Raw genomic sequence first — 26,855 nt, forward strand, 5'->3', positions numbered from 1 at the left:
GACTGACTTGCACTCAATGATGCTGATTCACTTGCGCTCACTGAAGCGGATTGGCTTGAGCTTACGGACGCAGACTGGCTGGCACTCACTGAAGCGGATTGGCTCGAACTTACTGAAGCGGATTGGCTGGCACTTACCGAAGCTGACTGGCTGGCACTCAATGATGCAGATTGACTCGAGCTTACTGAGGCAGACTGACTTGCGCTCACTGATGCTGATTGACTTGCACTCGCTGAAGCGGATTGGCTAGCACTTACTGATGCTGACTCACTTGCACTTAATGATGCAGATTGACTCGAGCTCGCTGAAGCGGATTGACTCGAGCTTACAGATGCAGATTCGCTTGAACTTACTGAGGCGGATTGACTAGCACTCAATGATGCAGATTGGCTGGAGCTTACTGAGGCTGATTGACTAGCACTTGCTGAAGCAGACTGGCTATTACTTACTGAAATTGACGCTTGATTTGGCGTGATTTGTCCATTAAATGTATCTGAAACCAAACCATCCACTGTCGTACTTGCAGTCACCGGTCCACTAGGAAGTCGTCCTCCATTACGATCATATACCTTCTTCAGCTCATTTGCAGTAAAGGTTACACTAGTCGAGCTCACCGTTGCTTGTTTGGTGAACGTCTCCCCTGCAATTGTAAGAGTAACAGTCCCATCTGGAGCAACCCCATCTACCGTAATCGCTTGATTTGAGAGCCCACCTTTTTCGTTAAGATATTGATTCTCTATCCTTGGCGTCTGAGGGCGCACAGTAAAGCTCACGTCAATTTCATCCGTACTTCCATCTGGATAAGTTACCACCGCTGTCAAAGTATGCCGACCAGCAGACAAATTCGTATTGGTTCCAGATTTCCAAGTATAGGTTGTTCTAGTTCCCTTAGTAATTCCTGTAGTAGGTAATTCTGGTGTCCCTGTAGCATTCGTGATGTACTGACTGGCTTCACCAACAGAAACAGTCCCTGAATTGGCCGTTAGAGTAAAGTTTCGATTCACCTCAGCATTGATAGCTGGTTCGTACTTTTCAGACTGAGCATGGACTTCAAATTGAATTGCGGCAGGGTTGGCTGTTAAATCTTTTACAAGACCTACGTCAGTAGTATTTCCGCTAAAATTACCTTCCTGATCATAGGTGAAAACATAACGAGTCCACAAACTATTTACTGCTTGATTTTTTCCAACAGAACCCGTGATTGAAACGGTGAAAGGATTTGATGCTGTAGCATTTCCATCTTTGGCTAGTTTATTTGTCGGAACAATCATACTGATACTTTGACCATTACTCGTAGTGAATGAGACAACAGTTGAAGTAGCCGGATAGGCCGCGGGAACAGCAGTAGGAACAAATTTTGCATGTTCAATTCGACCACTGTTATCAGTAAACTCAATGGTCCCAGAAAAATTTTCTTCTCGATAAATTTTAAATTTTTGTCCTTCTAGAACTGCGCCACCTGTAACGGTTATTTTCTGAAGTTCTGGCTTCTCTGTATCCCTAGCAGCTCTGAAGCTAGCGGTATTTGAAGCTTGGGTCAAAGCTTGTCCGTTTCTGCTGTCACGAAGTCCAGACTTGGCACGTAACACAGCATTTGCAATACTATTTCGAGCTTCTATAGCTTTTTGTAGGATAGGGGCAAGGTCAGAAGCTTCCCCTTTCAAGACTTCTGCTATCTCATTCTTCGCTAGACTAGCCTTCGTGATCGCCTCATCCGAGTTTGGAAGCCCCTGAGCTTGAGCTAGAAACTGCCCAATCTCAGCAGACAAGGCCTCTAATTTCTTCCGTTTTTCTTCACTTTGCTTTTCTGTCAAGGCTACAGAAGTCATTGTGAAACTCGATTCAGCCGTCACACCTTCATTCTTTACACGACCAGACTGACTTTGAGGCAAGGATTCTGTAGAAAAATCAACTGCTTTTAATTCTTTTGAAGGTTGTGATTCTTTCACTGTCTCCCGAGCTGACTCACTTGCTTGGTACTGACTTTGAACACCAACTGAAGCTCTCTCTGACAGATTACTATTCGCTTGATTTTGTGTCCCAAGGGATTCACTTGAACTAGCAGTTACACTTTGACTGTTTGCCAAGGATTGACTAGTGGAAGCAGATTGGCTCATCGACTGGCTCACGCTAGAAGAGTTTGAGGCACTGATAGACTGGCTCGTAGAGGCAGATTGACTGGCGCTCTGCGAATTGAATTCTGACAATGACTGGCTTTGACTGGTAGACAAAGACAAGCTAGCAGCATCTTGATGATCCTGTGTCGTCCCTAGCACTACTGAATCTCTCGTCGCCAGGGTATCTTTTGATTCGACAGTCTTTTCAACAGCGACTGCATCATTGGCATAAACACGCGTTTGCGTCGCAGCAAAACCACCTAAAATCGTACCCGTAGCTGCTATCCCTTTCAAGACATCCAAGCCGGTCAACTTCTGACCTCCTTGCTTTTCAACCATTTCTGTCTTTACTTGGCTCGCATCCGCACTTCCACGCATCACCTTAAATAAGCCAAAAAGGGAAGTCGAGGCCCGTAGCCAATGCTTCCCTGATTTGATTAATTTGAACCGAGTTACACGGTCTGTTTCTCTATATTCACCCTTCTGGCGTCTAAAAAACATGTTACTTCCCTCTATATGAAAAAGAATTTATTCACCTATAAAAACTATCTCCTTATTATATACCAAATATACCTACAATTCAATATCTATAACTTACTCTGAAGAAAGAAAATGATTTCAAAAATAACTTTATTTCAAAACTATTCTGTTTTTTCAATATAATCTTCATTTTTTGCTCTGTTAATATATTTTATTTGCTTTATAACCATTTCTAAATGCTTAAAAAATCGAGTAACTAATTCCAATCACTCAGGGAATTGATTTTTATTCAAAATATAGAAAAAGTCCATGAATCAATAGCATCCACAGACTTTTAGGAGTAGAGTATTTAAAGGCAGTTTCACAAATGAATCAATGAAGCCGGTAGCCGATGTAACTTTCTAGCCTTTCCAACAAAAAAATCCACGAATCAAAAACATTCGAGGACTTTTCTTACAACGCATTTAAGCAAAATGCCATACTAATTAATAGCCTTAATCTACGACACTGAGTTTTACAAATCGATTTCATTTGTAAAACGTGGATTTTTCCTAGTGAAGCGTTTAGGTAAGCCGATTTTACACTACGACACGGAGTTTGGCAAATCGATTCTATTTGCCAAACGTAGTTAGTAAGGCAGTTAGCTAGTTCGCCAAATAGCGACTAGCGTCCAACAATTAGGAACTTTAGTTCCAATTGTTGGTGCTGAGTTACATTTTTTCCTCCAACTCTACGTCTGGATACTTGTCCGCAAACCAGCGGAGGGCAAAGTCATTTTCAAAGAGGAAGACTGGTTGGTCAAAGCGGTCCTTGGCCAAAATATTGCGGCTTGAGGACATGCGCTCGTCCAAGTCCTCAGGCTTGATCCAACGAACGGTCTTTTTACCCATTGGGCTCATGACTACTTCTGCATTGTACTCGCCTTCCATGCGGTGCTTAAAGACTTCAAACTGGAGTTGTCCCACAGCCCCTAGCATGTACTCGCCAGTTTGGTAATTCTTATAAAGCTGAATGGCTCCTTCTTGCACCAATTGCTCAATCCCTTTGTGGAAAGATTTTTGTTTCATAACGTTCTTAGCAGAAACTTTCATGAAAATCTCAGGGGTAAAGGTTGGCAGTGGTTCAAATTCAAACTTATTTTTTCCAACTGTCAAGGTATCCCCAACCTGATAAGTACCAGTATCGTAAACCCCGATAATATCACCTGCCACGGCATTGGTCACATTCTCACGACTTTCCGCCATAAACTGGGTGACATTAGAAAGCTTGGCAGTCTTCCCAGTACGAGGAAGGTTAACACTCATCCCACGCTCAAATTCGCCCGATACGATACGGACAAAGGCAATGCGGTCACGGTGACGAGGGTCCATGTTGGCTTGGATTTTAAAGACAAATCCTGAGAAATCCTTGTCATAAGGATCCACAATTTCGCCATCTGTTTTCTTGTGGCCATGTGGTTCTGGAGCAAACTTAAGGAAGGTCTCAAGGAAGGTCTGCACCCCAAAGTTTGTCAAGGCTGAACCAAAGAAGACTGGTGTTAATTCACCCGCTAAAATAGCTTCTTCTGAAAACTCATTCCCAGCTTCTTGAAGGAGTTCGATATCGTCCTTAACCTGAGCGTAGAAAGGATTGCTTCCAAAAAGCTTATCTCCATCTTCCAGACTGGCAAAACGCTCATCCCCTTTATAGAGTTCCAAGCGTTGGTTATAGAGGTCATAGAGCCCTTCAAAGGCTTTCCCCATCCCGATTGGCCAGTTCATTGGATAGCTCGCAATGCCAAGGACTTCTTCTAGTTCTTGCAAGAGGTCCAGCGGCTCACGACCATCACGGTCCAGCTTGTTCATAAAAGTAAAGACTGGGATGCCACGGTGCTTCACAACCTCAAACAATTTCTTGGTTTGGGCCTCAATCCCCTTGGCAGAGTCCACGACCATGACCGCAGCATCCACCGCCATCAAGGTACGATAGGTATCTTCTGAGAAGTCCTCGTGCCCTGGTGTGTCGAGGATGTTCACGCGCTTGCCATCGTAGTCAAACTGCATAACAGATGAAGTAACCGAAATCCCACGTTGTTTCTCAATATCCATCCAGTCAGACTTGGCAAAAGTCCCTGTTTTCTTCCCTTTTACCGTACCAGCCTCACGAATCTCACCCCCAAAGTAGAGCAACTGCTCAGTGATGGTTGTTTTCCCGGCGTCCGGGTGGGAGATGATAGCAAAAGTACGGCGTTTCTTTATTTCTTCTTGAATAGTCATAAGTTCTCTTTCTTTGATTTTCTATTTTTAGTTGTTTCAGTAGCTAAGAATGATGTTTACATTGGATTGTACTATTCCTTTCAACTCTCCATTATATCGGATTTTGGGGAGTTTTTCAATTGCTCATCCGACGAAAAGGCCAGCTAGAGCACAGATTGCGCCTGATTTCTCTTTTGCCACCGTTTCTTGAACAAGATATCAAAAAGAACCAGAGCCAGCGAAAGGATGACGGACACAAGAAGGTATTTTAGCCACAAGGGAGCATCCGGAATAAAAGGTGTCTTGTTTAACAAACCATAATTTCCACCCGTTACCTGATTAACCCCAACTAGAAAGAGGTTGAGAATAAAGGTATAGGCTACAATCATATATTTCTTGAGCAAGACCTTGTCATAGTGATTCATCAAGTAAACCAAGGAATTCACTAGAAGGGCATAGTGCCCAATCAAAAATGAAAAACTGGTAATATGGGGGAAATCATAGGGATCAAAAACAGGGTAAACCAAAGCAAATACCGCTCCACTTGCTCCTAAGAGGGCAAAATATTGCTTGCTCCGCCATTTATTTGGCAAGAAAACCACCGCAAACATAGCCAAACGGCAATGATAAAAAGGAAGGCTGTTAGAAAATGGTATCCCAAAGCCAACATACCAACTATAAAGGGCTAGTAACTGGAGGATCTGAATCCTCTTAAACAAGCGAACAAATTTCGGATTTTTGTGATAAGCAAGCGCTCCATAAATACAAAGCACTAAGACAAGCATCATAATCCCATACCAAAAGAGCGAAATGGGAGGAGGAACCGTTTGAGATCTGGTGATAAATTGATGGAACATATTTCTATCCTAACTCTGATTTTTTCTATTCTCTAGTTTAACCATTATAGCGAATTAAAAGCGATTTTTCAATTTCTATTTCTTTTCAGTTTGGCTCCCTTATTTATAGGAAAATATGGTAAAATAGAACAGACTAAAAATCATCATTTCACGAAAGGATGCAAGATGAAAATTACGCAAGAAGAGGTAACACACGTTGCCAATCTTTCAAAATTAAAATTCTCTGAAGAAGAAACTGCTGCCTTTGCGACAACCTTGTCTAAAATTGTTGACATGGTTGAATTGCTGGGCGAAGTCGACACAACTGGTGTCGCACCTACTACAACCATGGCTGACCGCAAGACCGTACTCCGCCCTGATGTGGCCGAAGAAGGAACAGACCGTGACCGCTTGTTTAAAAACGTACCTGAAAAAGAAAACTACTATATCAAGGTACCAGCTATCCTAGATGATGGAGGAGATGCCTAATGACTTTTAATAACAAAACGATTGAAGACTTGCACAACCTCCTTGTATCTAAGGAGATTTCAGCTACTGAATTGACACAAGCCACGCTTGAAGATATCAAGTCTCGCGAGAAAGCTATCAATGCTTTTGTCACTATCGCTGAAGAACAAGCCCTTGCTCAAGCTAAAGCCATTGATGAAGCTGGAATTGACGCGGATAATGTCCTTTCAGGAATTCCACTGGCTGTTAAGGATAATATCTCTACCGACGGTATCCTTACAACTGCTGCCTCAAAAATGCTCTACAACTACGAGCCTATCTTTGATGCGACAGCCGTTGCCAATGCCAAAGCTAAGGGTATGATTGTTGTCGGAAAAACCAACATGGACGAGTTTGCCATGGGTGGATCAGGTGAGACTTCCCACTATGGTGCTACTAAAAATGCATGGGATCACAGCAAGGTTCCTGGTGGGTCATCAAGTGGTTCTGCCGCAGCTGTAGCTTCAGGTCAAGTCCGCTTGTCACTTGGTTCTGATACTGGTGGTTCTATCCGCCAACCTGCTGCCTTCAACGGGATTGTTGGTCTCAAACCTACCTACGGAACAGTTTCTCGTTTCGGTCTCATTGCCTTCGGTAGCTCGCTAGACCAGATCGGACCTTTTGCACCAACTGTTAAGGAAAATGCCCTCTTGCTTAATGCTATTGCCAGCGAAGATGCTAAAGACTCTACTTCTGCCCCTGTCCGCATTGCTGACTTTACTTCAAAAATCGGTCAAGACATCAAGGGCATGAAAATTGCTTTGCCTAAGGAATACCTTGGTGAAGGAATTGACCCAGAGGTTAAGGAAACCATCCTGAACGCAGCCAAACACTTTGAAAAGCTTGGTGCCATCGTTGAAGAAGTCAGCCTTCCTCACTCTAAATACGGTGTTGCCGTTTACTACATCATCGCTTCATCAGAAGCCTCATCAAACTTGCAACGCTTTGACGGTATCCGTTACGGCTACCGCGCAGATGATGCGACGAATCTTGATGAAATCTATGTAAACAGCCGTAGCCAAGGTTTCGGTGAAGAGGTAAAGCGCCGTATCATGCTAGGTACTTTCAGCCTTTCATCAGGTTACTATGATGCCTACTATAAGAAAGCTGGTCAAGTCCGTACCCTTATCATTCAAGATTTCGAAAACGTCTTTGCGGATTACGACTTGATTTTGGGACCAACTGCACCAAGCGTTGCCTATGATTTGGACTCACTCAACCACGACCCAGTTGCCATGTACTTGGCTGACCTCTTGACCATCCCAGTCAACTTGGCTGGTCTCCCAGGAATTTCGATCCCTGCTGGATTCTCTCAAGGTCTCCCTGTCGGTCTCCAATTGATTGGTCCTAAATACTCTGAGGAAACCATTTACCAAGCTGCTGCTGCTTTTGAAGCAACAACAGACTACCACAAACAACAACCCGTGATTTTTGGAGGTGATAACTAATGAACTTTGAAACAGTCATTGGACTTGAAGTCCACGTAGAGCTCAACACCAATTCAAAAATCTTCTCACCTACATCTGCCCACTTCGGAAATGACCAAAATGCCAACACTAACGTGATTGACTGGTCCTTCCCAGGAGTTCTGCCAGTTCTCAATAAAGGGGTTGTCAATGCCGGTATCAAGGCCGCTCTTGCCCTCAACATGGACATCCACAAAAAGATGCACTTTGACCGCAAGAACTACTTCTATCCCGACAATCCCAAAGCCTACCAAATTTCTCAGTTTGATGAGCCAATCGGCTACAACGGCTGGATTGAAGTGGAGCTAGAAGACGGTACGACTAAGAAAATCGGTATCGAGCGTGCTCACCTAGAAGAAGACGCTGGTAAAAACACCCACGGTACAGATGGCTACTCCTATGTTGACCTCAACCGTCAAGGGGTGCCCTTGATTGAAATCGTATCTGAAGCCGATATGCGTTCACCAGAAGAAGCCTATGCTTATCTAACTGCCCTCAAGGAAGTCATCCAGTACGCTGGCATTTCTGACGTTAAGATGGAAGAAGGCTCGATGCGTGTGGATGCCAACATCTCCCTTCGTCCTTATGGTCAAGAGAAATTCGGTACCAAGACTGAGTTGAAAAACCTCAACTCCTTCTCAAACGTTCGCAAGGGTCTCGAATACGAAGTCCAACGTCAAGCTGAAATCCTTCGCTCAGGTGGTCAAATCCGCCAAGAAACACGCCGTTACGATGAAGCCAACAAAGCAACCATCCTCATGCGTGTTAAGGAAGGCGCTGCAGACTACCGCTACTTCCCAGAACCAGACCTCCCACTCTTTGAAATCTCAGATGAGTGGATTGAGGAAATGCGAACAGAATTGCCAGAGTTTCCAAAAGAACGCCGTGCACGCTACGTATCTGACCTTGGCTTGTCAGACTACGATGCTAGCCAGTTGACTGCAAACAAAGTCACTTCTGACTTCTTTGAAAAAGCTGTTGCCCTCGGTGGTGATGCTAAACAAGTCTCTAACTGGCTCCAAGGTGAAGTTGCTCAGTTCTTGAACGCTGAAGGCAAGACACTTGAACAAATCGAATTAACACCAGAAAACTTGGTAGAAATGATTGCCATCATCGAAGACGGTACTATCTCTTCCAAGATTGCCAAGAAAGTCTTTGTCCACCTGGCTAAAAATGGCGGTGGCGCGCGTGAATACGTGGAAAAAGCAGGCTTGGTGCAAATCTCTGATCCAGATGTTCTGATTCCAATCATCCACCAAGTCTTTGCGGATAACGAAGCTGCCGTTGCCGACTTCAAGTCAGGCAAACGCAACGCAGACAAGGCCTTCACAGGATTCCTTATGAAGGCAACCAAAGGACAAGCCAACCCACAAGTTGCCCTTAAACTGCTTGCGCAGGAATTGGCGAAGTTGAAAGAAAGTGAGTAATTTACTCTTTAAACACTTTTTTCTACTTTTAAGACGAGAATGAGACAAGGAGAATAAATGAACAAATTTTTACGATTGCTATTTGTCTTAGTCATCATCGCTATGTTAGGCGCTTCTATACTACAAATTTTCTTTCCATCGTACATGGGAAGCCACTCCGGGTACGGAATATCTGCTGGTTGGCAACGAGAAATTGGGATATGGAATTTAGCTGTATTGATTATTATTCTCGCTATCAATATTAAATACGATTGGTTCTATCTACGAATCGCACTTCTTGCTCTCATTATTGGCGGAATTGGAATAGGAACAAATCACTTACTCAATTATATGGAGTATCACTCTCCTGTAAATGCTATCGGTGCTTTTGAAAATTACTTGCTAGCAATAGGGTGGATTGTGGGATGGCTCATCGAGCGCCATTCCATAAAGAAGCTAAATGCTAGTAAATAACGCCTAGTATATCTTAGATGATTTTTAAAGGTTATTAATAGTTTAATAATCATTCGAATTCAGAATTCTACCTTTTCAATCATATAGTTAGGAGACACATGAAAAAGTTTTATGCTCTTTTAATGACCTGTTTATTACTTGTTTTTCTATCCGTGCCTCAAATCGTTGATGCGGGTGTCGGACATTCCAGAAGTGGAGGGAGCAGCCGCAGTAGCTCCAGAAGTAGCAGCCGCTCAAGTGGAGGTGGAAGTCGTTCTGGTGGCTCATCCTACCACTACTACCGCTCTGGATATGGATCATCCTCTGACAGTTCTGCTAGCTCTCCCTATCTAGGATTTATGTTCATATTAGTCGGAGGAATCATACTAGTTGTTATCGTTAAATCCTTGCAGAATAAGTCTGGAGATTCGAGTTCAACCTACACTAGTAATGATTATCAAACGCTCCATCGTCGAGTTGAACATAACACACTGGCCATTAGTCGTGTGAAATACGGGGATCCAAACTTTGACGCGGAAGCCTTCACATCTTGGGTTAAGGAAGTCTACCTTAAATTGCAGGTTGCCTGGACTGAGAAAAATTGGAACTCTGTCCGCGCTTTGGAAAGTACCAGTCTCTACTCTCAACATAGCACCCAACTCGAAGACCATATTCGAGCTAAAACAACCAATGTTTTAGAGAAAGTTTGTATCGAAAATGTTCGCATCAAGGAGTTCATTGAAAATCCTGACGGAAACGATACCTTAGTGGTGATCCTGTCATCTACCTTGCGGGACTATGTCATTGACGATGAGACTCGCCGTGTCCTTGAAGGAGACCCTAAAAAAGATCTCTTCACCGTGTATCAATTAAACTTTATCCGTCAGCACGGTAGCCAAACGCAAGCAGTCAATCCAGACCAAGTTGTGAGCGACCACTGTCCAAACTGTGGCGCCCCATTGAAAATCTCTGCAGTTAGCGAGTGCGACTACTGTGGTGCCAATCTCTCTCGCAGTCCAAACCAATGGGTACTCGATACCTATGATGTTGTGGATGAAGACGAGCTTTATAATTAGGAGGAATTATGGGATTTATACGTGCAGCCTTATCAGCAGGCTTAAATAGTTTTAATGATAGTAAATTCAAGGAAGCCATTGTCCTTCCAGATAGTGTCTCTGGCGATGCTTTGGCCGTTAAGGGACAATTACTCACAAAAGACCCAGATGGACGTTCTCGTCACAGCAATCAAAATACTGGACTTTTGTCAGATGGCAGTGTGGTTATCGTTCCCCAAGGTTATACCGCTGTTTTGGTAAACAATGGTACCTTCCTTGGTGAAGTCCTCGAAGCTGGTAGCCACGAATGGCAAGCTGGTGATAACGCCTGGCTCCTTGAAAAAGGTGGTTTAAAAGGCACTTGGGAAAACTTTAAAAACCGTTTCTCTTTCGGTGGACAAGTCATCACTCAACAAGAAATCATCTTTATCCGCATGCAACCCATCGCGGGTAATAAGTTCGGCACACAAAATGCGGTCGAATATTTCAGTGAACGATACCAACAACTGCTCAACATCCGTTTCTATGGCTTGTTTGATGTAAAAATAGCAGATCCAGTCCTCTTCTACGTGAGTTCTGTTAGCCGTCAAATTACTGACGGACAGCCATTTACTCTCCAAGATGTAGCTCAAGGAACGCTCCGTCAAAATATCGCACCGAAAATCGCGATTGCCATTGCCAAATACACCAACGAAAACAAGGTAGATATCTATAGCCTCAATGCCAATCAAGACACCTTTAACGAACTCGCTAAACAAGAGGTCAACAAGGTTTGGACAGGTCTCTACGGGATTGAAGCAACTAACATCTTGCTTGAAGACCTCAGCTACGACCAAGAAAGTCTTGATATCGTTCGCAAGCTTGATAGTGAGCTCGTGGCAATGAAGTACAACACGATTGAAATCGAAGAACGCCGTGCTCGTAACGAAGCGCTTATTGCTGCAGCTGCCAACGAAGGGAATGGCAATGGGATGAACATGTTTATGGGCATGAATCTTGGCCAAACTCTGGGTGGTCAACTAAGCCAACAAGTTCAAAATCAAGCACCAGCTCAAAACACTGGACAAACTGCCAGCAAGAATTTTTACATCGAAGTCGATGGAAAATACGTCCTCGTTACCAAAGACGAAGATGGAAATATCGTACCAGTCAACTAATTAAGCTCCTTCTGACATTTGAGTAATGTTGTCTTTTATGGTACAATAAAGAGTAAATTATTTTATTAAAGAGGTAAAAACATGATTGAAGCAAGTAAATTAAAGGCTGGTATGACCTTTGAAACAGCTGACGGAAAATTGATCCGCGTTTTGGAAGCTAGCCACCACAAACCAGGTAAAGGAAATACAATCATGCGTATGAAATTGCGTGATGTCCGTACTGGTTCTACATTTGACACAAGCTACCGTCCAGAGGAAAAATTTGAACAAGCCATCATCGAGACTGTCCCAGCTCAATACTTGTACAAAATGGATGACACAGCCTACTTCATGAATACAGAAACTTACGACCAATACGAAATCCCTGTAGTCAACGTTGAAAACGAATTGCTTTACATTCTTGAAAACTCAGAAGTGAAGATCCAATTCTACGGAACTGAAGTGATTGGTGTTACCGTTCCTACTACTGTCGAATTGACAGTTGCAGAAACCCAACCATCTATCAAAGGTGCTACTGTTACAGGTTCTGGTAAACCAGCAACGATGGAAACTGGACTTGTCGTAAACGTTCCAGACTTCATCGAAGCAGGACAAAAACTCGTTATCAACACTGCAGAAGGAACTTACGTTTCTCGTGCCTAATCTCTAGAAAGAGGTCATTCTATGGGAATTGAAGAACAACTTGGCGAAATCGTTATCGCCCCACGTGTACTTGAAAAAATCATTGCTATTGCTACTGCAAAAGTAGAGGGTGTTCACTCTTTTTCAAACAAATCAGTATCTGACACCCTTTCAAAACTTTCTCTTGGCCGTGGTGTTTATCTTAAAAACGTGGACGAAGAGCTCACAGCAGATATCTATCTCTACCTTGAGTACGGAGTAAAAGTTCCTAAGGTAGCTGTTGCTATCCAGAAAGCTGTCAAAGATGCCGTCCGCAATATGGCTGATGTAGAACTCACTGCCATCAATATTCACGTTGCAGGTATCGTTCCAGATAAAACACCAAAACCAGAATTGAAAGATCTATTTGACGAGGACTTCCTCAATGACTAGTCCACTATTAGAATCTAGACGCCAACTCCGTAAATGCGCTTTTCAAGCTCTCATGAGCCTTGAATTCGGTACGGATGTCGAAACTGCTTGTCGTTTCGCCTATACTCATGATCGTGAAGATACGGATGTGCAACTTCCAGCCTTTTTGACAGAGCTAGTTTCTGGTGTTCAGGCTAAAAAGGAAGAACTAGACAAGCAAATCACACAGCATTTAAAAGCAGGTTGGACCATCGAGCGATTAACGCTCGTGGAGAGAAACCTCCTTCGCTTGGGAGTCTTTGAAATCACTTCATTTGACACTCCGCAACTGGTTGCTGTTAATGAAGCTATTGAGCTTGCAAAGGACTTCTCAGATCAAAAATCTGCCCGTTTTATCAACGGACTGCTCAGCCAGTTTGTAACAGAAGAACAGTAAAAAGAAAAAGTGTTTGACAATTATCAAACACTTTTTTCTTTGCCTCCTACTATCTAAAAAAATGATAATAGATATAATTATAAACAAAAATCCAGATGGGTTTTGCATAAATGAGAAAGTTGAAAAAACTATGGCACAGGATGGTAATTTTTAAGTTCTTTGTCCATCGGTAGACAAGGGCATAGAAGAGACCGCCTAAACTATAAATAATCAAACTGATAGGATCTCGGTGAGTTAGGATCAAATGACTAAGTCCAAAGATAAGAGCAGATAGGATAACATCCAGATAGTACTTGGACTGGGGAAAGAAGGTATTCATAAAGTACCCTCTATGAATCAGTTCCTCTAATATAGGTGCGACGATTACTGTTAAACTAAAACTGAGAACAGTTGATAGAAAAGTTGGTTGCCCATTGGAGTATAGAATCGAAAGAAGGTCTTGAAAGATATACTTGTTATCAATTAGGTGATGAAACTGTAACTGAAAAGCATCCACCAATTGACGTTCAAAATAAGTAGCCACTAGACCAAATACAAGGTAAAAGAATCTTGACTTCTTTGAACCCTTTTTCTCAAAAATATAGAGCATCTCTTTCTTTTTGAGCCAGTAGATAAATAATAGCAAAAGAGCTATTACTTCAACTGTTAAAAAGATAGAATAGCCATCTATCCCCCATCCTAAAAACTTAGTTAGATGCATAATCCCTAACTCTGGTAGGTAAATCGATAGAAATACCAGTGATGTATAGACTCCCAAATGCCCTAGTTTTTTCATACTTACCCCTTTAAATTATTAGACTATTAAGGTATAATTCCGTTACCATAACCAGTCATTCTATTACGTATTGTACTCCATTCTGTCGCTAAACTATATGCATATGGCGAATCCCAATGTCTATCGTCAACTAACCAAATCATACCACCACCTGAAACTTGCTCTAAGTCCTCAGATGAAAGAACTGTAAATGTTTCTGTACCTGTCCTATCAAGTACTTCCTTAAAATAATTTTTTATAAGCTTACATCTACAGTATATATCTTTTTTATCTATTTTATAGTCCATCTCCTCAACTGTCAATTTTTCATCCTAAATGGTAGCTCTACTCATTGAGAAATAAGAAATTGATAAAAGAGATTTCTCTATCTTCCCATCAAATTAGAAAAAGTGTTCGACAAATATCAAACACTTTTTTCTTTGTCTCCACTATCTAAAAATCAAATAATAGATATAAAATAAGAGCGACGGAGCATAGGGAATCGCATTATAGAAACTATGACAAACAATAGTAAATCGAAGACTACCCGTAACTCGATAAGTAACTGCAAACAGAAGACCAAGAATACTATAAATGATGAGACTGATGGGGTCACGATGGGATAGAACCAAGTGACTGAGCCCAAAGATGAAAGAAGACAAGATCACATCCAAATAAAACTCCGACTTCGGAAAGAAGGTATTCATAAAATAACCTCTATAGATTGTCTCCTCAACAACAGGTACAATCGAAACATTAAAGATTAAATATATAAGACTTGATAGAGTCGTTTCTTTTCCGTTTAAGTAAAGTTCTGAAAGAAGGTCTTGGAAAATAAAACTATGGTCAATCAATCGAATATTCTGCATTCTAAATCCATTTAAAAAAGAATAGATAAGAAAGCAAGCCACTAAGAAAGCGAGATAAGACCAGCGCCAATCCTTTTTCTCAAAGATAAAGAGCATCTTCTTCTTTTTCAACCACAAAACGAATAAAAAGAAAATAAGTAACACTTCTCCAACTAGGAAGATTATATAGCTGTCCATTCCTAAACCAAAGGTTCTAGCTAGAGTTATAGCTCCTAATGGCGTTAAATAAATGTACAGGAACATTAAAATCATACAGATTCCTAAATGTATTGTCTTTTTCATTCTTTCTCTCTCCTAATGGTAAACTCTCTATTAGGGCTATATAGAGGATAGACTATTGATATGTTTTTATTATTTATCTAGAGTATTGATGTTTATCCATGCTCTATTATCAAAATAGCTAGAACAATTTGTTCTAGCTTTTAAATTTTCTTAGTATTTTCTAAAACGTTGGTAACGTTCTTCGATAAGTTGGTCGAGTGGTAGTTCTTGCAACCTATCTAGTTCTGCACGCAATTCATTTTTAACGCAACCTAGCAGTTCTTTACTTGACAGTCCTGCCTCTGAGATTACCTTGTCTACAATTCCCATTTCTAGGAGTTCATGTGAAGTGATTTTCATCAATTCCGCCGCTTCCATAGCACGACTTCCATCCTTCCAAAGGATAGAGGCAAATCCTTCCGGGCTAAGTACTGCGTAGATTGAGTTTTCTAACATCCAGACACGATTAGCTACGGCTAGAGCTAGAGCCCCACCAGATCCACCTTCACCGATAATAATCGCGATGATTGGAACCTTGAGATCACTCATTTCCATCAGGTTTCGGGCAATTGCTTCACCTTGTCCACGTTCCTCGGCACCAACACCTGGGTAAGCACCCGCCGTATTGATAAAGGTCACAACTGGACGGCCAAACTTTTCTGCCTGTTTCATCAGGCGCAAGGCCTTACGATAGCCTTCTGGATGTGGTTGCCCAAAATTTCGTTTGAGGTTATCATGAAGACTCTTCCCCTTTTGGATACCAACGACAGTTACTGCTTGGTCACCTAACCAACCAATTCCACCGATAACCGCACCATCATCACGGAAAGAGCGATCTCCATGCAATTCGATAAACTCGTCAAAAATTCCATTGGCAAAATCAAGTGCAGTCAAGCGACTCTGCTCGCGTGCCTCTCTGACTATTTTTGCAATATTCATCCGCGACTTCCTCCATGCAATCTTACTAATTTAGCAATTGTTTCAGGCAATTCTCTCCGTTTGACAATTGCATCAACAAATCCATGTTCAAGCAGAAATTCTGCCTTTTGGAAGTCATCCGGTAAGGTCTCACGAACTGTATTTTCGATAACACGACGTCCAGCAAAACCAACCAAACTCTGTGGCTCCGCTAGGATAATATCACCTTCCATAGCAAAAGAAGCAGTCACCCCACCTGTTGTCGGATCGGTTAAGATAGTTAGGTAAAAAAGTCCTGCCTTGGAATGACGTTGAACTGCCGCAGAAATTTTAGCCATCTGCATCAAACTCATGATTCCTTCTTGCATACGGGCTCCACCAGAAGCTGTGAAGAGAACGACTGACAAGTTTTCTACCGTTGCATACTCAAACAAGCGCGTGATTTTTTCACCCACAACGGTTCCCATAGAAGCCATGATAAAATTTGAATCCATGATCCCAAGGGCAACTTTTTGTCCCTTGATACTAGCTGTACCAGTCAGTACTGCTTCATCCAAACCTGTCTTTTCACGCATAGTAGCCAATTTTTTCTGGTAGCCAGGAAAGTTTAATGGATCTTGAGTTTCAATACCCGTAAACATCTCCACAAAGCTGTCAGAATCAATCGTCAAATCCAAGCGTTCCTGAGCTGAAATACGGAAAGTATAGCTACAATGGGGACAAATTCGTTCGCTCCCAAGGTCCTTTTGATAAATGGTGTGTTTACAACCAGGACACTGGGAGAAGAGTTCATCCGGAACCTCAGGCTTGGCTTGTGGTTTCTGCCTTACGGAACGGTTAGGATTGATCCGAATATACTTATCCTTTTTACTAAATAGAGCCATAACTCCCCCTTTTAGTTCTCATACTATTTGAAAGTCTATTCTTTTTCTTGGTATTTTGGCAAGAAAGTTTCCATCAAGAAGGAAGTATCGTAGTCACCAGCGATAACTCGGCGGTCTGAAATCAGATCCAACTGGAAGTCTGCATTGGTTTGCACTCCTTCAATATCAAGTTCATAAAGTGCCCGTTGCATCTTCATTAAGGCATCAAAACGATTCTCCCCATGAACAATGATTTTGGCAATCATACTATCATAGTAAGGAGGAATGGTATAACCTGGATAGACTGCAGAATCTACACGCAATCCAACTCCTCCACTTGGAAGGTAGAGGTTGGTGATTTTCCCTGGGCTTGGAGCAAAGTTAAATGCTGGATTTTCTGCATTGATCCGGCACTCGATAGCATGACCTCGTAGGACGATATCTTCTTGTTTGAAAGGTAAAGGTTGCCCGGCAGCAATGCGAATCTGCTCCTTCACGATATCAACACCTGAAACAAACTCTGTGACTGGGTGTTCAACTTGTACACGAGTATTCATTTCCATGAAGTAGAAATTGCCACTCGCTTCATCGAGAAGAAATTCAATCGTCCCTGCATTTTCATAGCCTACAGACTCTGCTGCACGAACGGCTGCAGCACCAATTTCATTACGAAGGGTTTTGCCAATCGCAATGGATGGGCTTTCTTCTAAGACCTTTTGGTTATTCCGTTGGAGTGAACAATCCCGTTCACCAAGATGGACAACATGACCCTCTTGATCTGCAAGAATCTGAACTTCGATATGACGAGCTGGATAAATCACACGCTCAAGATACATAGCGCCATTTCCAAAATTGGCCTTAGCTTCACTGGATGCTGTCTCAAAGGCTGCGACCAAGTCTTCTGCCTTTTCAACCTTACGAATCCCTTTTCCACCACCACCTGCCGATGCCTTAAGCATGACAGGATAGCCAATTTTTTCTGCAACTGCAAGGGCCTCTTCAGCCGTGTGAACTTCACCATCAGATCCTGGGATAACTGGAACCCCAGCCTTGATCATTTGTTCACGCGCATTGATCTTATCACCCATGGTGTCCATCACAGCACCAGAAGGGCCGATGAACTTAATCCCTACTTCATCACACATCGTGGCAAATTTGGAGTTTTCGCTAAGAAATCCAAAACCTGGATGGATGGCTTCTGCTTCTGTCAAGACCGCAGCAGACAAAATTGCATTGATATTGAGATAAGATTCTGTCGCCTTACCAGGTCCGATACAGATAGCTTCATCCGCTAGGAGTGTGTGAAGGGCTTCCTTATCAGCAGTTGAATAAACTGCCACGGTCGCAATGCCCAATTCACGCGCAGCTCGAATAATGCGAACCGCAATCTCACCACGGTTGGCAATCAAAATTTTACGAAACATGGAGAACCTCCTTAGTTTCCAATTGCAAAGGTAAGAGTACCACTCGCTGCAAGCTTACCATCTACTTCAGCCTTTGCTTCAACCACAGCAATCGTACCACGACGTTTAACAAAAGTAGCCGTCATGACTAATTGGTCACCTGGTACAACTTGCTTCTTGAACTTAACCTTGTCCATGCCAGCGTAGAAGACCAGTTTCCCTTTATTTTCAGGTTTGGACAATTCCAAGACACCAGCAGTCTGAGCCAAGGCCTCCATGATAAGAACACCTGGCATGACTGGGTATTGAGGAAAATGACCATTGAAGAAAGGTTCGTTGATGGTCACATTTTTAATGGCAACAATGGTATCTTCGCTCACTTCCAGGACACGATCCACTAGGAGCATGGGGTAGCGATGGGGTAGAGCTTCTTTGATTCCTTGAATATCGATCATTTGATACGTACCAATCCTTTACCGAACTCAACCATTTCTTCATTTGAAACGAGAATTTCTGTCACCACACCATCTTTAGGTGCAGGGATTTCATTCATGACTTTCATGGCTTCGATGATCACCAAAGTCTGACCTTTTTTAACACTGTCTCCGACTGTGACAAAGGCAGGTTTATCTGGTCCAGCAGCCAAGTAAGCCACCCCTACAAGTGGACTTTCAACGACATCACCCGCTGGAGCAACCGTCGTTTCAGCTGGTGCTGGAGCTTCTTCCACTGCACTCTCAACTGGAGTTGAAGGGGCCGAAACTACTGGACTTGCAGCTACTGCAGCTGGCGCTGGAACAACTTGAGCTGGTACTTCAGAAGCCATTCTTGCTTCATTCTTACTGAACTGCAATTCGTCCGTTCCATTTTTATAAGAAAATTCTCTCAAACTTGATTGGTCAAATTGAGCCATCAAGTCCTTGATCTCATTTAAATTCATAATTATTTATTCTCCCAACGTTTGAAAGCAAGAACCGCATTGTGTCCACCAAAACCAAAAGTGTTTGAAATAGCATAAGGGATTTCTTGCTCCAATCCTTGTCCATAAACGACATTCGCTTCGATATAGTCTGACAACTCACTTGTTCCAGCTGTCATTGGTACATAGTTATGACGCATGGCTTCAATGGTAGCGATGGCTTCTACTGCCCCTGCAGCACCAAGCAAGTGTCCTGTAAAGGACTTGGTTGAAGATACAGGTACTTCTTTACCAAGGACAGCTACAATCGCACCACTTTCTCCTTTTTCATTAGCAGGAGTTGAAGTTCCGTGGGCATTGACGTAAGCCACTTGCTCTGGAGAAATTTCTGCTTCTTCCAAAGCCAACTTCATAGCCTTAATCGCACCTTGACCTTCTGGATGAGGTGAAGTCATATGGTAAGCATCACAGGTATTACCATAACCAACTACTTCAGCCAAGATAGTTGCACCACGTTTTTCAGCATGTTCAAGACTTTCAAGAACCAGCATTCCAGAACCTTCTCCCATGACAAAACCGTTACGGTCTTTGTCAAATGGAATAGAAGCACGAGCTGGATCTTCTGTAGTTGATAGGGCTGTCAAAGCTTGGAAACCAGCGATAGCAAAAGGAGTGATAGATGATTCTGATCCACCAACTAGCATGACATCTTGGAAACCAAACTTGATTGAACGGAAGGCATCCCCAATGGCATCGTTTGATGAGGCACAGGCTGTATTGATTGATTTACAGATACCGTTTGCTCCGAAACGCATAGCAACATTTCCTGAAGCCATATTTGGCAAGGCTTTTGGAAGTGTCATTGGTTTAACGCGTTTTGGACCTTTGTCATGAAGACGGATAACTTGATCTTCGATTTCCTTGATACCACCGATACCAGAAGCAACGATGACACCAAAGCGATCTTTATCGATTGCTTCTACATCAAGATTTGCATTTGTCACCGCTTCTTGAGCTGCATACAAGGCATACAAAGAATAGTGGTCAAAACGGTTGGTATCTTTTTTGACAAAGTATTTATCAAATGGGAAATCTTGAACTTCTGCCGCATTGTGCACAGCAAATTCGCTGTGGTCAAATTTAGTGATTTCTCCAATTCCAATCTTCCCAGTTTGCAAACTGTTCCAAAATTCTTCTGGAGTATTTCCGATAGGAGAGGTCAATCCGTAACCTGTTACTACAACTCGATTTAGTTTCATCTGTCTTACCTATATCTTTCCTTATTTTTTACATGCTAAGTCCGCCATCAACAGCGAGAACTTGTCCAGTCAAATAATCCTGTCCAGCCAGGAACACTGTAGCATCTGCGATATGTTCTGCTTGACCAAAATGTTTCATTGGGATTTGGGCCAATGTCGCTTCCTTGACCTTATCAGACAAAACAGCAGTCATATCTGACTCGATCATTCCTGGTGCAAGAGCGTTTACGCGCACATTACGATTGGCAACCTCACGTGCAACTGACTTGGTAAAACCAATCAAACCTGCTTTAGAAGCTGCATAGTTGGCTTGTCCGATATTTCCCATCAAACCGACCACACTCGACATGTTGATAATCGCACCTTCACGTGCCTTGATCATCTGTTTCAAGACTGCTTGCGTCATGTTGAAAGCACCTGTCAAGTTGATCTTAATCACTTTTTCAAAGTCTTCTTCGGTCATCTTGAGCATAAGCGTATCTTGAGTGATCCCAGCATTGTTGACCAAGACATCGACAGAACCGAGTTCTGCAATCACTTGATCTACCATACGCTTGGCATCTGCAAAGTCTGAAACATCACCTGAAATCGGTACTACTTTGACACCATAGTTTGAAAACTCAGCTAGCAATTCTTCTGAGATTGCTCCGCGACTATTCAAAACTACATTAGCGCCTAGTTGGGCAAATTTGTGAGCAATGGCAAGTCCGATACCACGACTTGAACCTGTTACAAAGACATTTTTGTTTGTAAGTTGCATTCTATCTCTCCTGTTTCCTGTTGTATTTTGTGGGAGAAGGGATCATTAGTTTCCTAACAAAGCATCCAAGCTTGCTTGGTCTTCAACGTTAGCTAGCTGAGCTGTTTTATCGATTTTTTTGACAAAGCCTGATAGGACCTTACCAGGACCAATTTCAATAAAGTTGGTTACCCCAGCATCCTGCATCACAGCAATACTTTCATAAAAACGAACAGGTTCTTTGACCTGACGCGTCAAAAGCTCTTGGATTCGATCTTTTTCCATAACAGCAGCTTCCGTATTGCCGACTAGTGGGCAAGTAAAATCAGAGAAACTCACTCCCTCAAGAGCTCCAGCTAGTTGCTGACTGGCTGGCTCAAGAAGGGCTGTATGGAAAGGACCCGATACATTTAAAGGAATCAATCGTTTTGCTCCTGCTTCCTGCAAGAGTTCAACTGCGCGGTCAACCGCAACCACCTCGCCACCGATAACGATTTGGCTTGGGGTGTTGTAGTTAGCTGGAGTCACTACTCCAACTTTAGAGGCTGTTTCACAAGCTTCCTCAATCACTTCGACTGGAGTATTAAGAACGGCAACCATCTTCCCAGAGCCTGCAGGTGCAGCCTCTTCCATATAAGCACCACGCTTAGCAACCAAGGCAACTGCATCCTCAAAGTCCAAGGCCCCACTTGCTACAAGAGCAGAATATTCCCCGAGGGACAGTCCTGCCACCATATCCGGCTGATAACCCTTTTCTTTCAATAGTCGGTAAATAGCAACCGAAGTCGCTAAAATAGCTGGCTGCGTATAGCGAGTCTGGTTTAACTTGGTTTCTTCCTTATCAATCAAGTCACGAAGGTCATAGCCCAAAACCTGACTGGCTTGGTCAATTGTTTCCTTGACGATAGGGTAGCGATCATAGAGATCACGCCCCATCCCTAGATACTGAGCACCTTGACCCGCAAATAGAAAGGCTGTTTTAGTCATTTCTTACAACTCCTGCCCAACGAGAGGCTTCTTCTTGAATTTTTTTGGCTGCGCCATAATATAGATCTTTTAGGATTTCTTCGACAGTTTCCTCTTTAGAAACCAAACCAGCGATCTGACCTGCCATGACAGATCCACCTTCTACATCTCCATGAACAACGGCTTTAGCAAGAGCACCAGCTCCCATTTGTTCAAAGATTTCTAAATCTGGATTTTCTTGTTTAAAGGCATCTTTTTCAGCCTGCTCAAAGTCACGTGTCAACTGATTTTTAATGGCACGAACAGCATGTCCAAAGTGTTGAGCGGAAATAGTCGTATCGATATCACGCGCTTTTAAGATTTTTTCCTTGTATTTTGGATGGGCGTTAGATTCCTTAGCTACTACGAAACGCGTACCAACTTGAACGGCCTCAGCACCAAGCATAAAGCCTGCAGCAACACCTTCACCGTCCGCAATTCCTCCAGCTGCGATAACTGGAATTGAAACAGCTGCAGCAACTTGGCGAACCAAGGTCATCGTCGTTAATTTACCAATATGTCCACCGGCTTCCATTCCCTCTGCAATAACCGCATCTGCACCAATTTTTTCCATGCGTTTTGCCAAAGCAACACTTGGAACAACAGGAATAACTGTAATTCCTGCATCATGGAAACGAGTCATGTATTTACTTGGATTTCCTGCACCAGTTGTCACCACCTTGACCCCTTCTTCAATCACGAGATCAACGATGTCTTCTACAAAAGGTGACAAGAGCATGATGTTGACACCAAAAGGTTTGTCCGTAAGTGATTTGATTTTATCGATATTAGCCTTCACAACCTCTTTAGGTGCATTCCCACCACCGATGATTCCTAGACCACCAGCTTTTGATACTGCACCAGCCAAGTCACCATCCGCAACCCAGGCCATTCCTCCTTGAAAAATAGGATAATCAATGTTCAATAATTCTGTAATACGTGTTTTCATAGTGCCTCCATCATTCCTTGCTTACGTAATAGTTCGATGAGTTTATCGTTTGAGTTTCAAACTATTACCTAAACAAGAGGGAGTGGGTTTCCCCTACTCCTTCTAGTAATATGTTAATTATTTTGTTTGCTCTTCAACGTAGGCAACCAAGTCACCAACTGTTTTCAAGTTATCTTCTGCTTCGATTTGGATATCGAAAGCATCTTCGATTTCAGAGATTACTTGGAACAAGTCCAATGAATCTGCATCCAAATCATCAAAAGTAGATTCAAGTGTTACTTCTGATGCGTCTTTCCCAAGTTCTTCAACGATAATTTCTTGTACTTTTTCAAATACTGCCATGATAGGACTCCTTTAAAATATAAAAATTTTATAACTATGTGTTTACCACATGATTACCTAGATTGTAAGAACGAGTGTGCCCCATGTCAAACCTCCACCGAAGCCCGATAGGAGAATCGTCTGGCTACCATCTAAACGAATCATGCCATTCTCCACACACTCTGAGAGCAAAATCGGGATACTTGCTGCACTGGTATTTCCATACTCCATCATATTGGCAGGAAGCTTGTCTCGGTCTACGCCGATCTTCTTAGCCATCTTATCCAAAATGCGGATATTTGCCTGATGAAGCAATAGATAATCCAATTCCGATGCTGCGATTGGACCATTTTCAATGGTTTCTTTGATCGATCTAGCAACATCACGATTTGCAAAATCAAAAACTGCTCGTCCATCCATCTTCAAAAAAGCAGGAACTGCTTCTTGATCCGAGAAAGGAGAAGCCAAAGCCGTTTGACCATAGGTCAAACACTCGCTCCGAGAGCCATCTGTATAGAGACTTTCCACAAGGAAGTGCCGTGTTTCGCTCGCTTCCAAGAGAACCCCACCAGCTCCATCTCCAAAGAGAACAGCTGTCGAACGATCTGACCAATCAACTGCCTTGGATAAGGTTTCAGCCCCGATAACAATCCCTTTTTTGAACTGTCCAGAACTTAAAAACTTTTCTGCAGTTGAGAGAGCGAATACAAAGCCACTGCAAGCTGCTGTCAGATCAAAGGCGAAAGCTCTGTGCGCTCCGATATTTGCCTGAACTCGAGCTGCTGTGGAAGGCATCATCGAGTCTGGGGTAATCGTCGCTACAATGATAAAATCAATCTGATCCGCTGTTAAGCTCCCTTTAGCCAGCAAGCTCTTAGCAACTTCTGTCGCCAAGTCACTTGTAGACTCTGTTTTTGAAATATGTCTCTGTTTAATTCCTGTCCGACTTGAAATCCACTCATCGCTTGTGTCCATGATTTGGGCTAAGTCATGATTAGTGACCACTTGCTCTGGAACATAATGAGCAACCTGGCTTATCTTTGCAAAAGCCATTATTTCAAATCCTCCAAAAATTGATAAAGTTTCGTTAAGCCTCTGCCCATGACTTCTTTTTCCTCAGGGCTCATGCCATCGATGATTTTTTCGACCATAGCCTTGTGGAATCGTTTATGAAGGCGGTGAACCAAACGACCTTTCTTTGTCAAATGCAGATAGACCACTCGACGGTCTTGGTCAGAACGAATACGCTCAATATAACCTTTTCTCTCCAGGTTATTCAAACTCGTCGTCACTGTTCCAAGAGTTACCATCAGTTCTTTGGAAACCTTACTTGGCGTTGCCTCCGGGAACTTCCCAATCACATCGATCGTGTGCATTTCTTTGATGGAGATGTCTTTGAATCGACTACCTCGTAAGCTAACCTCCTCAATCACAAGGACGTTATTAAAAATAGATGTTAGATAATCATTTACTTGTTGGTAGTCCAAATCGTTTCCCTCCCCCTCAAAAAACTTTTACAATCAAAACATTTGATAAAAGAAGTATAACAAACTTCAAAAAATTGTGCAAGTATTTTTTCACATTCCTGTAAATTTTGGTCTTCTTCTTTCAGAATGCGCTCGAACCCCTTCTTTGAAATCTTCAGTTAGAGATAACGATTCTTGTAGTTTCAATTCTAATTCGGCATAATTCTGCCAATCCTTGAATTGACTTTCCCAAACTAACTTTTTAATCGCTGCGTATGAGTTTGCTGAACCTCTTCTTAATTTTTTCAGAACTTGTTCTCTTGTTTTTTCTAATTTGTCAACTTCACAAACACGGTATACCACGCCCCATTCTAGCGCTTTTTCAGCAGTCAAAGCTTCACCTGTCATGGCAAGTTGTGCAGCCCGTGTTACCCCGATACTACGACTCAAGAGATGAATCCCACCAGCGTCTGGCGCCAATCCAACTCCGACAAAGGCTTGAATGAATTTTGCCTTGTCAGTCGCTAAACAGAAATCAACTGCTACTGCCATATTTGCTGCAGCACCAGCAACCGCTCCATCTACCTCCATCAAAACAGGTTTAGGAATTTGCTTGATTTTAAAAGAAATTGTATTGACTAATTCTGCAATCTTATTCAAAGAAGGGATATCATCTTCGTCTACTGCGCGTTTCATCTCAACCAAGTCTCCTCCAACTGAAAAGACCTTCCCATTCGCATTAATCAAGATGAACTGCACAGCTTGATCCTGCTCCGCTAGAGTCAAAGCTTCTAAAATTTCCTCACACATTGGGATATGGAAACCATTTGCCACTTCGGGACGATTCAAAGTAATGATAGCCAGATCATCTACGATCTGATATAAGATATGATTCATAGCTTCTCCTTTTATTTTGTAAGGCAATAAAATTGTTTTATCATCAAAGTATACCTTTTTTTGGATAAAGAGGCAAGGAAAAACTAAAGGAAAGTGTCTCAGCTGATTATTTACCCATCATTTATGAGTGTGAGTAAAATTTGACACCCTTACTTTTAAACTGTTATCGCTTTTCAAAATAAGTTAGTGTTTTCTTCTATTATAATAGGAAGTTATTTTCTTCATTGAAAAATGCCCCTCTTTCTGCTATAATCGTATAAAATACTTACTTGAGGAGTCCTTATGAAGGTTGTAAAATTTGGCGGAAGCTCGCTTGCCTCTGCTGGTCAGTTAGAAAAAGTTTTAAATATCGTTAAAAGTGATAAAGAGCGCCGTTTTGTAGTCGTTTCTGCACCCGGAAAACGCAATGCTGAAGATACCAAGGTAACCGATGCCTTGATCAAATACTATCGCGACTATGTGGCTGGAAATGACATCAGTGCTAGCCAAAGCTGGATCATTGACCGTTATGCCGCTATGGTTAGTGAACTAGGGTTAAAACCTGCTGTTTTAGAAAAAATCTCTAAAAGTATTCGGGCCTTGGCAACTCTTCCTATAGAGGACAATGAATTTCTCTATGATACCTTCCTAGCGGCTGGAGAAAATAACAATGCCAAATTGATTGCAGCCTACTTTAACCAAAACGGTATCGATGCACGCTATGTTCACCCAAGAGAAGCTGGGATCGTTGTCACAAGTGAACCTGGAAACGCACGTATCATTCCATCTAGTTATGATAAGATTGAAGGCTTGGCTGATAGCAACGAAGTCCTTGTCATCCCTGGTTTCTTTGGTGTGACTAAGGAAAATCAAATCTGTACTTTTTCACGTGGAGGTTCAGATATCACAGGTTCTATCATTGCAGCAGGTGTTAAGGCTGATCTCTATGAGAACTTTACAGACGTAGATGGTATCTTTGCTGCCCATCCTGGTATTATCCACCAACCACATTCCATTCCAGAATTAACCTACCGTGAAATGCGTGAGTTGGCTTACGCTGGATTTTCAGTCCTT

General features: G+C 42.5%; 29 protein-coding genes. 10 read left to right on the forward strand and 19 right to left on the reverse strand.

Going from position 1 to position 26,855, the window contains the following annotated elements:
• The 3 genes from HMPREF0849_RS02810 to HMPREF0849_RS02820 all read right to left on the reverse strand — a co-directional run.
• Positions 1 to 2,618, reverse strand: a 2,618-nt coding sequence (locus HMPREF0849_RS02810) for an accessory Sec-dependent serine-rich glycoprotein adhesin (RefSeq protein ID WP_009013548.1), incomplete at its 3' end; no start/stop codon positions are given.
• A 689-nt stretch (positions 2,619 to 3,307) separates the two neighbouring features.
• The gene (locus HMPREF0849_RS02815; RefSeq protein WP_000155101.1) at positions 3,308 to 4,852 is read right to left on the reverse strand and encodes a peptide chain release factor 3; all 1,545 of its coding nucleotides are present in this window, start codon (positions 4,850 to 4,852) and stop codon (positions 3,308 to 3,310) included.
• 143 nt (positions 4,853 to 4,995) lie between these two features.
• Complete coding sequence (locus HMPREF0849_RS02820) at positions 4,996 to 5,688, reverse strand: YwaF family protein (RefSeq protein WP_000468956.1); 693 nt, start codon at positions 5,686 to 5,688, stop codon at positions 4,996 to 4,998.
• Between the two features lie 165 nt (positions 5,689 to 5,853).
• Here HMPREF0849_RS02820 and gatC point away from each other — a divergent pair, with 165 nt between their 5' ends.
• The 9 genes from gatC (at position 5,854) to nusB (ending at position 13,179) form a co-directional block, all read left to right on the forward strand.
• Entirely contained in the window at positions 5,854 to 6,156 is a 303-nt protein-coding gene (gatC, locus tag HMPREF0849_RS02825) for an Asp-tRNA(Asn)/Glu-tRNA(Gln) amidotransferase subunit GatC (RefSeq protein WP_000705412.1), read from the forward strand.
• Positions 6,156 to 7,622 carry an Asp-tRNA(Asn)/Glu-tRNA(Gln) amidotransferase subunit GatA gene (gene gatA, locus HMPREF0849_RS02830; protein WP_000143699.1) on the forward strand — a complete coding sequence of 489 codons (1,467 nt, stop codon included), beginning with the start codon at positions 6,156 to 6,158 and terminating at the stop codon, positions 7,620 to 7,622. Before gatC ends, gatA begins: the two co-directional genes overlap by 1 nt.
• Complete coding sequence (gene gatB / locus HMPREF0849_RS02835) at positions 7,622 to 9,067, forward strand: Asp-tRNA(Asn)/Glu-tRNA(Gln) amidotransferase subunit GatB (RefSeq protein ID WP_001008693.1); 1,446 nt, start codon at positions 7,622 to 7,624, stop codon at positions 9,065 to 9,067. The genes gatA and gatB overlap by 1 nt, the downstream gene beginning before the upstream one ends.
• A gap of 57 nt (positions 9,068 to 9,124) precedes the next feature.
• Positions 9,125 to 9,520: a hypothetical protein gene (locus tag HMPREF0849_RS02840; protein ID WP_001031998.1), complete on the forward strand. Its 396-nt coding sequence runs from the start codon at positions 9,125 to 9,127 to the stop codon at positions 9,518 to 9,520.
• A gap of 98 nt (positions 9,521 to 9,618) precedes the next feature.
• Complete coding sequence (locus HMPREF0849_RS02845) at positions 9,619 to 10,575, forward strand: zinc-ribbon domain-containing transport protein (protein ID WP_000715069.1); 957 nt, start codon at positions 9,619 to 9,621, stop codon at positions 10,573 to 10,575.
• A gap of 8 nt (positions 10,576 to 10,583) precedes the next feature.
• Positions 10,584 to 11,711: an SPFH domain-containing protein gene (locus HMPREF0849_RS02850; protein ID WP_000505821.1), complete on the forward strand. Its 1,128-nt coding sequence runs from the start codon at positions 10,584 to 10,586 to the stop codon at positions 11,709 to 11,711.
• Between the two features lie 81 nt (positions 11,712 to 11,792).
• On the forward strand, positions 11,793 to 12,353 hold the full coding sequence (efp, locus tag HMPREF0849_RS02855) for an elongation factor P (protein ID WP_000568642.1): 561 nt from the start codon (positions 11,793 to 11,795) through the stop codon (positions 12,351 to 12,353).
• 21 nt (positions 12,354 to 12,374) lie between these two features.
• Positions 12,375 to 12,764, forward strand: a complete 390-nt coding sequence (locus HMPREF0849_RS02860; RefSeq protein ID WP_000510585.1) for an Asp23/Gls24 family envelope stress response protein — start codon at positions 12,375 to 12,377, stop codon at positions 12,762 to 12,764.
• A complete protein-coding gene (nusB, locus tag HMPREF0849_RS02865; protein ID WP_000203659.1) occupies positions 12,757 to 13,179 on the forward strand; it encodes a transcription antitermination factor NusB in 423 nt (140 codons plus the stop codon). Before HMPREF0849_RS02860 ends, nusB begins: the two co-directional genes overlap by 8 nt.
• 49 nt (positions 13,180 to 13,228) lie before the next feature.
• On the opposite strand, the gene HMPREF0849_RS02870 is transcribed toward nusB, so the two are convergent.
• From HMPREF0849_RS02870 to HMPREF0849_RS02945, 16 genes are all read right to left on the reverse strand, one after another.
• The gene (locus tag HMPREF0849_RS02870; protein ID WP_000732995.1) at positions 13,229 to 13,954 is read right to left on the reverse strand and encodes a CPBP family intramembrane glutamic endopeptidase; all 726 of its coding nucleotides are present in this window, start codon (positions 13,952 to 13,954) and stop codon (positions 13,229 to 13,231) included.
• 26 nt (positions 13,955 to 13,980) lie between these two features.
• Positions 13,981 to 14,256, reverse strand: coding sequence for a hypothetical protein (locus tag HMPREF0849_RS02875; protein WP_009013549.1), 276 nt, complete (start codon positions 14,254 to 14,256; stop codon positions 13,981 to 13,983).
• 126 nt (positions 14,257 to 14,382) lie between these two features.
• Entirely contained in the window at positions 14,383 to 15,084 is a 702-nt protein-coding gene (locus tag HMPREF0849_RS02880; RefSeq protein ID WP_000750958.1) for a CPBP family intramembrane glutamic endopeptidase, read from the reverse strand.
• A gap of 150 nt (positions 15,085 to 15,234) precedes the next feature.
• The gene (locus HMPREF0849_RS02885; protein WP_001017372.1) at positions 15,235 to 16,002 is read right to left on the reverse strand and encodes an acetyl-CoA carboxylase carboxyl transferase subunit alpha; all 768 of its coding nucleotides are present in this window, start codon (positions 16,000 to 16,002) and stop codon (positions 15,235 to 15,237) included.
• The gene (gene accD / locus HMPREF0849_RS02890) at positions 15,999 to 16,865 is read right to left on the reverse strand and encodes an acetyl-CoA carboxylase, carboxyltransferase subunit beta (protein ID WP_001173375.1); all 867 of its coding nucleotides are present in this window, start codon (positions 16,863 to 16,865) and stop codon (positions 15,999 to 16,001) included. Before accD ends, HMPREF0849_RS02885 begins: the two co-directional genes overlap by 4 nt.
• 35 nt (positions 16,866 to 16,900) lie before the next feature.
• Positions 16,901 to 18,268 carry an acetyl-CoA carboxylase biotin carboxylase subunit gene (accC, locus tag HMPREF0849_RS02895; protein WP_000488665.1) on the reverse strand — a complete coding sequence of 456 codons (1,368 nt, stop codon included), beginning with the start codon at positions 18,266 to 18,268 and terminating at the stop codon, positions 16,901 to 16,903.
• Positions 18,269 to 18,279: 11 nt separating this feature from the next.
• Positions 18,280 to 18,702: a 3-hydroxyacyl-ACP dehydratase FabZ gene (gene fabZ / locus HMPREF0849_RS02900; RefSeq protein ID WP_000565515.1), complete on the reverse strand. Its 423-nt coding sequence runs from the start codon at positions 18,700 to 18,702 to the stop codon at positions 18,280 to 18,282.
• Positions 18,699 to 19,187: an acetyl-CoA carboxylase biotin carboxyl carrier protein gene (gene accB / locus HMPREF0849_RS02905; RefSeq protein WP_001052306.1), complete on the reverse strand. Its 489-nt coding sequence runs from the start codon at positions 19,185 to 19,187 to the stop codon at positions 18,699 to 18,701. Before accB ends, fabZ begins: the two co-directional genes overlap by 4 nt.
• A gap of 2 nt (positions 19,188 to 19,189) precedes the next feature.
• Positions 19,190 to 20,425, reverse strand: a complete 1,236-nt coding sequence (gene fabF, locus HMPREF0849_RS02910; RefSeq protein WP_000774043.1) for a beta-ketoacyl-ACP synthase II — start codon at positions 20,423 to 20,425, stop codon at positions 19,190 to 19,192.
• A 28-nt stretch (positions 20,426 to 20,453) separates the two neighbouring features.
• On the reverse strand, positions 20,454 to 21,185 hold the full coding sequence (gene fabG / locus HMPREF0849_RS02915; protein ID WP_001177615.1) for a 3-oxoacyl-[acyl-carrier-protein] reductase: 732 nt from the start codon (positions 21,183 to 21,185) through the stop codon (positions 20,454 to 20,456).
• 45 nt (positions 21,186 to 21,230) lie between these two features.
• Positions 21,231 to 22,151 carry an ACP S-malonyltransferase gene (fabD, locus tag HMPREF0849_RS02920; protein WP_000167650.1) on the reverse strand — a complete coding sequence of 307 codons (921 nt, stop codon included), beginning with the start codon at positions 22,149 to 22,151 and terminating at the stop codon, positions 21,231 to 21,233.
• Positions 22,144 to 23,118 (reverse strand): enoyl-[acyl-carrier-protein] reductase FabK, encoded by a 975-nt coding sequence (gene fabK, locus HMPREF0849_RS02925; protein WP_000857452.1) that lies wholly within the window; start codon positions 23,116 to 23,118, stop codon positions 22,144 to 22,146. Before fabK ends, fabD begins: the two co-directional genes overlap by 8 nt.
• A 117-nt stretch (positions 23,119 to 23,235) precedes the next feature.
• Positions 23,236 to 23,460, reverse strand: coding sequence for an acyl carrier protein (locus HMPREF0849_RS02930; RefSeq protein WP_000257840.1), 225 nt, complete (start codon positions 23,458 to 23,460; stop codon positions 23,236 to 23,238).
• A 57-nt stretch (positions 23,461 to 23,517) separates the two neighbouring features.
• Entirely contained in the window at positions 23,518 to 24,492 is a 975-nt protein-coding gene (locus HMPREF0849_RS02935) for a beta-ketoacyl-ACP synthase III (RefSeq protein WP_000852971.1), read from the reverse strand.
• Complete coding sequence (gene fabT, locus HMPREF0849_RS02940; protein WP_000386334.1) at positions 24,492 to 24,926, reverse strand: fatty acid biosynthesis transcriptional regulator FabT; 435 nt, start codon at positions 24,924 to 24,926, stop codon at positions 24,492 to 24,494. Before fabT ends, HMPREF0849_RS02935 begins: the two co-directional genes overlap by 1 nt.
• Before the next feature lie 90 nt (positions 24,927 to 25,016).
• Positions 25,017 to 25,802, reverse strand: coding sequence for an enoyl-CoA hydratase (locus tag HMPREF0849_RS02945; RefSeq protein WP_001015588.1), 786 nt, complete (start codon positions 25,800 to 25,802; stop codon positions 25,017 to 25,019).
• A 282-nt stretch (positions 25,803 to 26,084) separates the two neighbouring features.
• Here HMPREF0849_RS02945 and HMPREF0849_RS02950 point away from each other — a divergent pair.
• Positions 26,085 to 26,855: amino acid kinase family protein (locus HMPREF0849_RS02950; protein WP_009013550.1), on the forward strand; the 771-nt coding region annotated here is incomplete at its 3' end.

Source organism: Streptococcus sp. C300 (genome assembly GCF_000187645.1).
Taxonomy (GTDB): Bacteria; Bacillota; Bacilli; order Lactobacillales; family Streptococcaceae; genus Streptococcus; species Streptococcus oralis_CQ.